Origin of the sequence: Streptomyces hydrogenans, from assembly GCF_014656075.1 — a bacterium.
GTDB lineage: Bacteria > Actinomycetota > Actinomycetes > Streptomycetales > Streptomycetaceae > Streptomyces > Streptomyces hydrogenans.
In genome coordinates, this window is the sequence record NZ_BNBS01000052.1 from 1 (window position 1) to 11,877 (window position 11,877).

At 72.6% G+C, this 11,877-nt stretch carries 11 protein-coding genes and 1 tRNA gene; 3 read left to right on the plus strand and 9 right to left on the minus strand.

The genetic code is table 11. The features are described from left to right. Positions 1-892 (minus strand): serine/threonine-protein kinase (locus IE321_RS21955; protein WP_229916498.1); only part of this gene is annotated, 892 nt, incomplete at its 3' end. A gap of 499 nt (positions 893-1,391) precedes the next feature. Between IE321_RS21955 and IE321_RS21960 the strand changes: the two genes are divergently transcribed. Continuing rightward, entirely contained in the window at positions 1,392-2,270 is an 879-nt protein-coding gene (locus tag IE321_RS21960; RefSeq protein WP_107063163.1) for a glycosyltransferase family 2 protein, read from the plus strand. On the opposite strand, the gene IE321_RS21965 is transcribed toward IE321_RS21960, so the two are convergent. From IE321_RS21965 to IE321_RS21995, 7 genes are all read right to left on the minus strand, one after another. After that, positions 2,263-2,982, minus strand: a complete 720-nt coding sequence (locus IE321_RS21965; protein ID WP_190224231.1) for an alpha/beta fold hydrolase — start codon at positions 2,980-2,982, stop codon at positions 2,263-2,265. The two genes, IE321_RS21960 and IE321_RS21965, sit on opposite strands and share 8 nt — an antisense overlap. Positions 2,983-3,060: 78 nt before the next feature. Continuing rightward, positions 3,061-4,596, minus strand: coding sequence for an SPFH domain-containing protein (locus tag IE321_RS21970; protein WP_190224232.1), 1,536 nt, complete (start codon positions 4,594-4,596; stop codon positions 3,061-3,063). A 61-nt stretch (positions 4,597-4,657) separates the two neighbouring features. Then, complete coding sequence (locus IE321_RS21975; protein WP_190224233.1) at positions 4,658-5,161, minus strand: NfeD C-terminal domain-containing protein; 504 nt, start codon at positions 5,159-5,161, stop codon at positions 4,658-4,660. 140 nt (positions 5,162-5,301) lie between these two features. Then, positions 5,302-6,360 (minus strand): PucR family transcriptional regulator, encoded by a 1,059-nt coding sequence (locus IE321_RS21980; protein ID WP_190224234.1) that lies wholly within the window; start codon positions 6,358-6,360, stop codon positions 5,302-5,304. A gap of 83 nt (positions 6,361-6,443) precedes the next feature. After that, positions 6,444-6,517: transfer RNA gene (locus tag IE321_RS21985), tRNA-Pro, on the minus strand. A gap of 38 nt (positions 6,518-6,555) precedes the next feature. After that, positions 6,556-7,239, minus strand: coding sequence for a Pr6Pr family membrane protein (locus IE321_RS21990; protein WP_190224235.1), 684 nt, complete (start codon positions 7,237-7,239; stop codon positions 6,556-6,558). A gap of 40 nt (positions 7,240-7,279) precedes the next feature. Continuing rightward, positions 7,280-8,218, minus strand: a complete 939-nt coding sequence (locus tag IE321_RS21995; protein ID WP_043221170.1) for a metallophosphoesterase — start codon at positions 8,216-8,218, stop codon at positions 7,280-7,282. A gap of 74 nt (positions 8,219-8,292) precedes the next feature. Here IE321_RS21995 and IE321_RS22000 point away from each other — a divergent pair, with 74 nt between their 5' ends. Beyond that, entirely contained in the window at positions 8,293-8,757 is a 465-nt protein-coding gene (locus IE321_RS22000) for a GatB/YqeY domain-containing protein (protein WP_043221167.1), read from the plus strand. A gap of 133 nt (positions 8,758-8,890) precedes the next feature. Here the strand turns inward: IE321_RS22000 and IE321_RS22005 are convergent, their stop codons facing one another. Continuing rightward, on the minus strand, positions 8,891-11,116 hold the full coding sequence (locus IE321_RS22005) for a transglycosylase domain-containing protein (RefSeq protein ID WP_190224236.1): 2,226 nt from the start codon (positions 11,114-11,116) through the stop codon (positions 8,891-8,893). A 385-nt stretch (positions 11,117-11,501) separates the two neighbouring features. Between IE321_RS22005 and IE321_RS22010 the strand changes: the two genes are divergently transcribed. Beyond that, positions 11,502-11,846 carry a WhiB family transcriptional regulator gene (locus tag IE321_RS22010; protein ID WP_043221163.1) on the plus strand — a complete coding sequence of 115 codons (345 nt, stop codon included), beginning with the start codon at positions 11,502-11,504 and terminating at the stop codon, positions 11,844-11,846. Positions 11,847-11,877: the final 31 nt, after the last annotated feature.

The window sequence follows — 11,877 nt, forward strand, 5'->3', positions numbered from 1 at the left end:
GGGCCGTGCGGGGGGCGGCCTGGGCCGGCGGGGCGTGGACCGGCGCGGGCATGGCGCCGGCCGTCGCGGGCCGGGGGGCGTACTCCCGCCACGCGCCGGAGCCGAACCAGTCGGCGATCGCCTGCGCCGGCGGGCGCTGCTCGGGCTGCTTGGCCAGCAGGCTCAGCAGATACGCCTCGAAGGCGGGCGTGAGGACGACCCCGAGCCGGCTCGGCGGGGTCGGGGCGCTGTCGATGTGCTGGTACAGCAGGGCGGTCGCGGTGTCCGCGCGGAACGGCGGGTGTCCGGTGAGCAGCTGGTAGAGGACGCAGCCCAGCGAGTAGACGTCCGAGGCGGGGGAGGCGGGCTTGCCGAGGGCCCGCTCCGGGGCCAGGTAGAGGCCGGTGCCGACGATCTGGCCGGTCGTGGTCAGCCCGGCCGAGGGGTCGTCGACGAAGCGGGCGATGCCGAAGTCGGCCAGCTTGACCGTGCCCTCGGCGTCCATCAGCAGGTTGCCGGGCTTGATGTCGCGGTGGACCACGCCCTGCCGGTGGGCCGCGGCCAGACCGGCGGCGGCGTGCGCGGCGACCACGGCGACCCGCTCGGCGGGCAGCACCAGCGGATGGGCGGGGGTGGAGCCGAGGCTGTCGCCCTCGACCAGCTCCATCACCAGGAAGAGCTTGCCGTCCCAGGTGCCGAAGTCGAAGACGCCGACGACGTGCGGGTGGCTGAGCCGGGCGGCGGTCTGCGCCTCCAGGCGGAAGCGGTCGGCGCCCGACGGATCGGTGGACTGCGCCAGCATCAGCTTCACGGCGACGGACCGGCCGAGCACCTCGTCGGTGGCCTGCCACACCTCGCCCATGCCGCCACGGCCGATACACCCGTGAAGCCGATATCGGTCCGCGACCAGCACCAGGAGACGCCCTTTCGACAATCGATCACTTGACGGCAGAGGACCAGGGTAGAGCCGCCACTTGTGCGCGCTCGCCGCGCTCCCCCCGAAGCGGAGCCGAAACGGAACCGGAAGGGAACCGCCGCCGTACGCACGGACGTACGGGAGGGCCCCGGGGGTTCCGCCCGACGGCGGGTTCGGTGGTGGGACCGGTCACAGTGCGGCCACAAGCCCGGTGACAGGTCCGGTCACAGGGCCGGTGACAGGTCCGGTGGCGAGTCCGTCGACGGATCCGGCGGAGGGTCCGGTGACGGGTCCGGCGGAGGGTCCGGTGACGGGTCCGGCGGAGGCCCGGTCGCGGCTGCGCCCGCCCTGGCGGCCCCGGTTCACCCCGCCCGCGGCCCCCCGGGTTCCCTCCGGGTACCGCCAGGGTTCCCGGAGGGTGAACAATGGGTGCCGTGGGGCCGGCGGCTGCCGGCCCGTACGCGAGACCCGACCCCGATCTGGAACGGAGTGGACCGTGGCGCGACCGCGAGTGGGCGTGGCGGTACTGACGATGGGCACCCGCCCCGCCGAGCTGGGCGCGCTGCTCGACTCGGTGGCGATGCAGGACGAGCCCGCCGCCCGGGTCGTCGTGGTCGGCAACGGCACGGGTTCGCTGCCCGCGCTCCCCGACGGCGTCACCGGCGTGGAGCTGGCCGAGAACCGCGGGGTCACCGGCGGGCGGAACGTGGCGATCGACACCCTCCGCTCCTTCGGCGACGTGGACGTCCTGGTCGACCTCGACGACGACGGCCTGCTGGTCGACACGGACGTCTTCCGCCGTCTGGTCGACCTGTACGAGACCGAGCCGAAGCTCGGCGTCGTCTCCTTCCGGATCGCCGACGAGACGGGCGAGACCCAGCGCCGGCACATCCCCCGGCTGGGCGCGAAGGACCCGATGCGCGGCGGTGAGGTCACCACCTTCCTCGGCGGCGGCCACGGCCTGTCGATGCCGATGCTGGACCGCATCGGCGGCTGGCCGGAGGACTTCTTCTTCGCGCACGAGGAGACCGACCTGGCCTGGCGCGCGCTCGACGCCGGCTGGCGGATCCGGTACGCGCCCGAGCTGCTGCTCCAGCACCCGAAGACCAGCCCGGCCCGGCACGACGTCTACTACCGGATGACCGCCCGCAACCGCGTGTGGCTGGCGAAGCGGAACCTCCCGGCCGCGCTGGTCCCGCTCTACCTGGTGGTCTGGGTCCTGCTGACGGTCGCCCGCACCCGCTCGGTCCGCGGCCTGCGCTCCTGGTTCGCCGGCTTCGCCGAGGGCCTGAAGGCCCCGGCGGGCCCGCGCCGCCCGATGCGCTGGTCGACGGTGCTCCGCATGACGAAGCTTGGCCGCCCTCCGATCATCTGACGCCCCCGACCGTCAGGAACCTCTCCACCGCGTCCGCCCAGCCCTCCGGGTCCTCCCAGAACGGCAGGTGTCCGGTGGCGAGTTCGGCGGTCCCGGCGCCCGGCACGGCCGCGGCGAGGGCCCGCTGGCGGGCCGGGGAGACGAGCGGGTCCTCGGCGGTGACGACGACGAGCACCGGCACCGCGAGCCGCCCCAGGTCCTCCCGTACGTCGATCCTCCCGGCCAGCTCCAGATGGGCCGGGGTGCCGGCGGGCGGGGCGGGGGCGAGCCGCAGCATGGCCCGCAGCCGGTCCGGGTCGGTCGCGTCCAGGAAGGTTCCGCCGAGCCCGTTCAGCGCCAGGTGCTCGGCGAGCAGCCGGTGCCGTCCGGTCTCGTGCAGCCCCCGCCACAGGGCGAGCGCCAGCCGCATCCGGTGGTCGGGGTACGCGAACGGCGCGGTCAGCACCAGGGCGCTGACCCGCTCCGGGTGCCGCACCGCGAGCCGTATCGCCAGCGGGGCGCCGAGCGAGTAGCCGCAGACGGCGAAGGTCCCGGCCCCGGCGGCGTCCGCGGCGGCCACGAAGCCGTCCACGACCTCGTCCGGCCCGGGCCCGGGTCGGTCGGGCAACTGCCCCCGGACGTACCGGAAGCGGTCTCCCAGGCGCCTCGTGAGCCCCCCGAAGTGCCCCTCGACGCTTCCCCCGGCCCCGTGCACCAGCAACAGCCCCGTCACCGCAACCCCTCACCCGTACCCACGACTTGGCCCCGCCCTGCCTATCACGGCGGGAACGGGGCCTGGTCGTGCGGGTGATCAGTCGGTGATCTCCACCTTCCCGTTCACCGAGGGCGACACCGGGGGAGCCGCCGCCGGGGCGCCGGCCGCCTTGGCGGTGAACCCCTGGAGCAGGGACGCGAGGTCGACTCCCGTGGTGGACGAGAGGAGTTCGACGCCCTGGGCGACGTTGTCCGTCACGGTGCGGGTCAGCCGGCTCGCGCCGTCCGTGGAGATGACGGTCATCTTGTCGACGGCGGCCAGCGGCTCCGCGGCCTTGCCGACGACCTGCGGCAGCACCTCCACCAGCATCTGGAGCACGGCCGCGTCGCCGTACCGCTCGAACGCGTCGGCCCGCTTGTGCATGGCCTCCGCCTCGGCGGCGCCCTTCGCCGCGATGGCACCGGCCTCCGCGTCGCCCTCCAGCCGGACGGCCTCCGCGATGGCCGCACGGCGGGCCCGCTCGGCCTCACCGCGCTTGGCGCCCTCGATGGCCTCGGCCTCCGCCAGGGCCTGGCGGCGCTGCTTCTCGCCCTCACCGGTGAGCCGGGCCCGCTCGGCCTCGGCCTCGGCCGCCGCGATGGCCGCCATCCGCTCGGCCTCGGCCTGCTTCACCCGGGCGGTGCGCTGCGCCTCCGCCTGCTGCTCGGCCTCGTACCGCTTGGCGTCGGCGGGCTTGCGGACCTGGGTGTCGAGCTGGCGGTCGGTCAGCGCCGCCTGCCGGGCGGCGACCTTCTCCTGCTCGGCGAGGATGTCCTGCTGGCGGGCGGCCTCGGCGAGCGGGCCCGCGGCGTTGGCCTGGGCGGCGGCCTCGTCGGTCTGCGCCTTGATCTCGGCCTGCTTCAGGTACAGCGTCCGCTGGGCGACCGCGATCTCCTCCTCGGCCTTCAGCCGGGCCTGCTCGGCGGCGCGCCGGGCCTCGGCCTCGGCGATGTCGGCCTCCTGCTTGGCGCGGGCGGCCTCGGGCCGGCCCAGGTCCTCCAGGTAGGAGCCCTCGGTGGTGATGTCCTGGATCTGGAAGGCGTCGAGGACCAGGCCCTGCCCGGAGAGGCTCGCCTCGGCCTCCTCGGCGACCTGTCCGGCGAAGGCGGCCCGGTCGCGGATGATGTCCTCGACCGACATCCGGCCGACGATGGACCGCAGCGCGCCGGACAGCACCTCCTGGGTGAAGCCGACGATGCCGTCCTGCTGCATCAGGAAGCGCTGGGCGGCAGCGCGGATGGAGTCCTCGGTGCCGCCGACCTTGACGATCGCGACGCCCTCCAGGTTGGCCTTCACGCCGCGCAGGGTGACGGCGCCGCGGACGGCGATCGGGATGTGCCGGCTGGAGAGGTCGAGGGTGAACTTCTGCTGCACGAACGGCACGACGAACACGCCGCCGCCGACGACGACCTTCTGGCCGCTGTTGTCGGTGTAGACGCGGCCGGTCGCCGGATCGGTGGCCTTCTGGCCGCGCCGGCCGGTGATGATGAACGCCTCGCTCGGACCCGCGACCTTGTAGCGGGTGACGACGGCGAGGGCGAGCAGGACGACGAGGACGACGATGCCCACCACAGCGGTGAGGACAGGGCTCATGACGAAACCCCCTTCGGTCGGATTCAGCGGAGGGACGACGGCCGGAGCCGGCGGGCGACGGTCAGCGGTCGACGGGACGCACGAGGACGGAGGTCGGCGAGAGGACCGACTCGACCCACACCTCGGTGCCGCGCGGCACCGGCCCGGCCGCCCGGGCCGCGTACTTCACGGGCTGGCCGGCGAGGTGCAGCAGCACCTCGCCGTAGCCGTCCGCGGGCACGGCGGTGACCACGGAGCCGGAGCTGCCGGTCAGGTCCTCGCCGCGCGGTGCGGGCGCGCCCGGGTCGTGCAGCAGGGCCCGGCTGAACCGCCAGGTCACCCACCCGACACCGACCCCCGCGACCGCGCCCGCACCGGTGGCGACCCCCGCCCCCGTGCCGGTCGTGCCGAGCACGAGCGCCCCGGTGAAGCCGAGTGCCGAGAGGAACCCGGCGACCACCGGCAGCGACAGGAACCCGTCCAGCCCCCCCACGCCGTCGAAGAGTCCTTCCAGGACCCCGTCGAAGACCAGGCTCAGGACGAGCATCAGCAGACCACCGATGCCGAGACCGAGAAACCAGACCATGTCCCCGCTCCTTCGGCCGCCGTGTCCTGTCCGCCGTCCAGAGGATCGTTTCACCGCACAGGCATCCCCCGCATTGCCGGTGACCGGCAATCTTTACGCGTTCTTGATGCCGTCCCGAAACGGACGGGCCGCCCGGAGGCTCACAGCTCCTCGTCGGGCCAGCCGAGCAGCCGGGCCCCGATCGCGGCCGTCTGGAGCGTGTACCGCTGCGTCGGATCGCCGGGATCCGCGCCGGTGAGCCGGTGGATCCGGTCCAGCCGGTACGTGACGGCCCGCACGCTCAGGTCGAGCCGGCGGGCGGCCTCGGTGGTGACGCAGCCCGCGTCGAAGTAGGCGTGCAGGGTGTCGAGCAGCGGCCGCGCGCCGCCCCGAGCACCGGCGAGCGGCCCCAGCACGGTCCGGACGAGGTCGGCCATGGCCTGCCGGTCCCGCCCGAGGACGGGGTAGACCAGCAGGTCGGCGGCGTACAGCACGGGCCCGTCGAGCCCGATGCGGTCGGCGAGGTCGAGCGCGCCGAGCGCCTCCTCGTAGGAGTGGACGACGCCGCCGGCGCCCGGGTGCGACCGCCCGATCGCGACGAGGCTGCCGTCGGCGGCCGCGTACGTCTGCTTGGCGAAGTGGGCGAGGACCTCGGGCTCGTCGGCGGGGGCGACGCAGATCAGCCGCCCGTCCTTGGTGGTGAGCAGGATCCGCCGGGTGCCGAAGCGGGCGAGCAGCGAGGACTCCACGCCCCGCGAGACCGGCGCCCCGTCCCCGAAGGGCTCGGGCGCCTGCGCGACGGCCACCGCGTGCGCGTGCGACAGCAGCAGCCCGAACCGCTCGGCCCGCTCGGCCAGCCGCCCCAGGTTGCTGCGCCCGTACAGTAGGTCGTCCACGAACTCCCGCCGCGCGGCCTCCTCCTGCCGCACCGCCAGCTTCTGCGCCCGCTCGTGCCCCTCGGCGAAGGCGTCGACGGCCTGCTCGACCGCGCCGAGCAGCAGATCGGGATCGGTCCCCCGGGGCAGCCCGCCCCGCACCACCCGCGCGGCGGCCAGATGGGCCCGCACCAGCGCCCGCAGCCCGATCCCCGCCTCGGCCGCCCGCTCCCCCCGGGCCCGCAGCCCCTCCAGCTCCGCACGGCTCAGCCGCCGCCCGGTGGCGCACACCCCGGCGAGGATCGCGTCGTACCCGTCGAGGTACGCCTCGTACGGTTCGGTCATGGTCGGCTCCGCCCCCTGCTCGGCCCCGGAAACGACTCAGGGCCCGACCCGCTTGCGCGGATCAGGCCCTGAACCTTTGGCTGTCGGGGTGGCGGGATTTGAACCCACGACCTCTTCGTCCCGAACGAAGCGCGCTGCCAAGCTGCGCTACACCCCGATGTCGCTGTTCTGTTCTTCACGTCCCGGCGACATCGATTACTTTAGCCCACCGGCGCCCAGAGACGAAATCCGGTTACGGCGCCCCGCCACCGCGGGTCGGAAGCGGTCGGCCGCGACGAGCAGCAGGCCGAGGGCGTAGAAGGCGAGACCCAGGACGAGGGCGTTGACCAGGACGCCGGCGTAGCCGTGCGCGGTCACGTCGATGAAGGGGTACGTGTAGCGGGTCCGGGCGCCGTCCGGGAGCAGCGCGCCGCGGACGAGGGCGAAGGCCAGGTAGCCGCCGGGCGCGGCGAGCCACAGCGCGGCGTGGCGGGGGCGGAGGGCGCCGGGCGGGGTGAGGAGCAGCCAGTCCAGGGCGACGCCGAGCGGGGTCACGGTGTGCAGGAGCTGGTTGGCGACGGCCCGGGCGCCGGTGAGGCGGGCGATGTCGGCGGCCTGGTTGAAGGAGCTCGACGGGTTGTCGAGGACCAGGTGGAAGACGAGCCCGACGATCGTGATGCAGAGCAGCACCCCGCCGGTCCACACGGCCGGCGGCGGCGGGCGGCCGGTCCAGGCGCGGGCGGCGCCCAGGCCGAGGACGACGGCGACGGCCGTGTTGGACCAGATGGTGAAGAAGCTGAAGACGACCAGGGGGTTCCCCTGGACGCACTCGATCACGATGCCGGTCGCCGCGGCCAGGGCGATCAGGCCGCGGACGACGGCGGTGAAACGGTTCGGCATGCGTTCACGGTACGGGGACGGGCCCGCCCCCGCCCGGAGTTCAGGCGCGTGCCGTCAGCGTGAGCAGCGTCGCCTCGGGCGGGCAGGCGAAGCGGACCGGGGTGAAGCGGTTCGTGCCGCAGCCCGCCGAGACGTGCAGGTAGGAGGTGTGGCCGCCGGCGGTGTGGGTGGAGAGGCCCTTCACCCGGTCGGTGTCGAGGTCGCAGTTGGTGACGAGGGCCCCGTAGAAGGGGACGCACAGCTGTCCGCCGTGGGTGTGCCCGGCCAGGACCAGCTCGTAGCCGTCGGCGGCGAAGGCGTCGAGGACCCGCAGGTAGGGGGCGTGCACGATGCCCATCGAGAAGTCCGCCGCGGCGTCGGGGCCGCCGGCCACCCGCTCGTACCGGTCCCGCTTGATGTGCGGGTCGTCGAGGCCGGTGAAGGCCAGGTCGCCCTGGGGCAGCTTGAGCGCCCCGCGGGTGTTGGTGAGGTCCACCCAGCCGGCCGCGTCGAAGGCGTCCTTGATCCCCTCCCAGGGGTTGTGGACGGCGCCGACGACCGGCTTGTTGCCGTTCAGCCCGTGCCGGCCCTGGACCTTCTCCAGGAGGTAGCGGGCCGGGTTGCGGAAACGGGGGCCGTAGTAGTCGTTGGAGCCGAAGACGTAGACGCCGGGGAACTCCATCAGCGGGCCCAGCGCGTCCAGCAGCTCGGGCACGGCCTCGGTGTCGGAGAGGTTGTCGCCGGTGTTCACGACGAAGTCGGGGCGCAGCCCGGCGAGCTTCTGCAGCCAGGCGCGCTTCTTGTCCTGGCCGCACACCATGTGCACGTCGGAGACCTGGAGGACCCGCAGGTCGTCCATGCCCGGCGGCAGGACGGGGATCGTGATCCGGCGGAGCCGGAAGGAGCGGGCCTCGAAGCCCGCCGCGTAGACGAGTCCTGCCGCGGCCGTGGCCGCGACACCTGCCGTGATCTTCAGGGGGATGCCGTACCGTGCGCGCATCCCCCCATCGTTCCAGACCCGCGAGGCGGAAATGGACGGGCGGGGTGCCGCGACCACCTGCCACACTTGACGCCATGACCACGCTCAAGGCACGACTGAAGGACGACCTCAACGCCGCGATCAAGGACCGCGACGAACTGCGCTCCTCGACCCTGCGGCTGACCATCGCCGCGATCACCAAGGAGGAGGTCGCGGGCAAGACCAAGCGCGAGCTCTCCGAGGACGAGGTGCAGAAGGTGATCGCCAAGGAGGCGAAGAAGCGCCGCGAGGCCGCGGACGCCTTCGAGCAGGGCGGTCGCGCGGAGTCCGCCGAGCGCGAGCGGGCGGAGGGCGTCCTGCTCGACGCGTACCTGCCGAAGCAGCTCTCCGACGAGGAGCTGGACGGCATCGTCGCCGCCGCCGTCGAGGAGGCGAAGGCCGCCGGCGCCGAGGGCCCGCGTGCCATGGGCGCCGTCATGAAGATCGTGAACCCGAAGGTGGCCGGCCAGGCCGAGGGCGGCCGCGTGGCCGCCTCGGTGAAGAAGCTGCTCGCGGGCTGAACCCGCGCCCGGGACCACGGGGAGCGGGCCGCGCCCGCACCGGACCGCCGTGAGCGGGCCCTGCCCGTGCCCGTGCCATGACGAAGGGCGCCCCGCCGGATCTCTCCGGCGGGGCGCCCTTCCTCGTGTCCGGCTAGCGGTTGCCGCGGCCGTTGCCGCGGCCCGGGTCCCCGCCCGTCAGGTCGGGGAGGGTGATGTCCGGGAAGGGGACGACCGGGCGGTCGGCCGGCTTGTCGTCCTCGCGGTCGCCGGGCTTGTCGTCCTCCGGCTTCTTCTTCTCCTTCGGCTTCTCCGCCCGCGGCACCTTCACGTCGACGAAGGACGGGGCGTCGGAGCCGAGCGCGCCGGTCATGGCGATCCGCCAGATCGGGCCCGGGAGGCAGCCACCACAGACCTTCTCGTAGTACTCGCCGCCGATGGTCAGGTCGAACATCTCGTCGCGCTTGCCGACGTCGTCACCGACCCAGACCGCGGTCGACAGGTCCGGGGTGTAGCCGACGAACCAGGCGTCCTTGCGGCCCTCGGTGGTACCGGTCTTGCCCGCGTTGTCCCGGTCGCTCAGGCCGGCCCGGGTACCGGTGCCGTCCTCGACCACGCCCTTCAGCATCTGGTTGATCGTGTCGGCGGTGTGGTCGGACATCGCGCGCGTGCACTTGGTCTGCGGCACGTTCAGCTTGTCGCCGTTGGCGGCCTTGATGGAGTCGATGACCACCGGGACGCAGTAGATGCCGCGGTTGGCGAAGGTCGCGTAGACGTTCGCCATGTCGAGCGGGGTGCTCTCCAGGGAACCGAGGGTCGCGGACGGGCTCTGCTTGATCGGCTTGCCCAGCTCGCGCTCGTAGCCGACCTTCTTCGCCATGGTCAGCGTCTCGCAGAGGCCGGCCATCTGCTCCAGCTTGGCGAAGTAGGTGTTGATCGACTTCCCGAGGGCGCTCGTCATGTCGTACGCCCCCTTCTCCGTCTTGAGCTCGTTCTGGACGGACCAGTCCGCGTAGCCGGACGGCTTGCCGTCGCAGCGCGTGTAGTCGCTCTCCTTCATCGAGATCTTCCACGGCGTGTCGAAGCTCTGCGCGGGGCTCAGCCCCTTCTCCAGGGCCGCGGCCGCGGTGATCGGCTTGAAGGTCGAGCCGACCGGGAAGCCGTACGTCGTGCCGCCCATCTTGCTGCCGACGGCGAGGTTCAGCGTGGTCTGGTGCTGCTTCTGGTCCAGGCCGTAGGGACGGGACTGGCTCATCGACAGGACCTTGCCGGTGCCGGGCTGCACCTGGACGACGGCGGTCGCGACCCCGTCGTCCTTGTTGACCTTGGCCACCGCGGCCTCGTTCGCGGCCGCCTGCGCCTTCGGGTCGAGCGTGGTCCGGACGGTCAGACCGCCCAGGTTCCACAGCTTCTGCCGGTCCTCCGTGGTCTTGCCGAAGACCGGGTCGCTGAGGATCGTCTTGCGGACGTAGTCGCAGAAGAAGCCGGCGCCGTCCACGGCGGTGATGCAGCCGTTCCGCGGCGTCTTCACCTTCAGCTTGATCGGCGTGGCCTTGGCCTTGTCGAACTCGGCCTGGCTGATGTCGCCGACGTCCGCCATCCGCTGGAGGACGATGTTGCGCCGCTTGGTCGCTTCCTGGAGGTCGTTGATGGGGTCGAAGCGGCTCGGCGACTGCACCAGGCCTGCCATCATCGCGGACTCGCCCAGGGTCAGCTTGGCCGCGGGCTTGGAGAAGTAGCGCTGCGAGGCGGCCTCGATGCCGTACGCCTGCTGCCCGAAGAACGTGATGTTGAGGTAGTTCTCCAGGATCTTCTTCTTGCCCAGCTCCTCCTCGACCTGGATCGCGTACTTCAGCTCGCGGACCTTGCGGCCGATCGTCTGCTGGGTGGCCTGCGCGACCTTCTCCGGGTCGTCACCGGCCTCCTCGACGAAGACGTTCTTCACGTACTGCTGGGTGAGCGTGGAGGCGCCCTCGGAGACCCCGCCCGACTGCGCGTTCTTGTTGATGGCGCGCAGCACGCCCTTGAGGTCGATCGCCCCGTGCTCGTAGAAGCGCGCGTCCTCGATCGCGACGATCGCCTTCTGCATGTAGGGGGAGATCTTCTCCAGCGGCACCACCTTGCGGTCCCGGGAGTAGACGGTGGCGATCAGCCCGCCCTTGGAGTCCAGGATCGTGGTGCGCTGACTGAGCGGCGGGGTCTTCAGGTTGGAGGGGATCTCGTCGAATCCCTCGACCGTCCCCTTCGCCGCCAGACCCAGTGCGCCGGCCGCGGGCAGGGCGATGCCCGCCAGCACGGCTCCGGAGAGCACACTGACACCGAGGAACTTGGCGGCCTGCTGGGTCCCGGTCAGACCACCGCCCGAGCGCTTCTTTGCCATGGGGGCAGCCTACGTTCTCAATCGCCGGACACACGTATATGCCTTGGCCTAAGCTGCTCCCAACTGTCACAGGAGTGCGGTCCGGCATCAACCCCCGTGCACGACATTCGCCTGATTTCCGGCATGAGTTCCGCGTCCCCGAATCCGCGGGAATCGTGTGCCCGATTCAGGTGCGTGTGTCGGGAAGTGCCCTATAACACACGCATGTCCTTCGCTCACTCCCCTGGGTGATCTGACGCACACGCATAGTCCGTTCGGGCCATTCAAGATTGGGCCCGAAGGGGGTGTTGCGCTGTCCCCGCCTTCCGTAACGTCCCAACTGGCAGCGGTGAATATGCCGCTGCCGCCGTGGGGGAGCCTCGATTCGGGAGAGGACGGCGCCGGTATGGGCTGGGTAGCTGACTGGAGTGCGCAGGCGGCCTGCCGCACTACCGATCCGGATGAACTTTTCGTGCAGGGAGCGGCACAGAACAGGGCAAAGGCGGTGTGCACCGGCTGCCCGGTACGCACCGAGTGCCTCGCCGACGCCCTGGACAACCGCGTGGAGTTCGGCGTGTGGGGAGGCATGACGGAGCGCGAGCGCCGCGCCCTGCTGCGCCGGCGCCCCACGGTCACCTCGTGGCGGCGGCTCCTGGAGACCGCCCGCACCGAGTACGAGCGCGGCGCGGGCCTGCTGCCCGTTGCCATGGACGACGACGCCACGTACGCGGAGTACGCCGCGGTCGGCTAGTCCGGCCGGACCGCCCGCCGTGGCGCGGGCC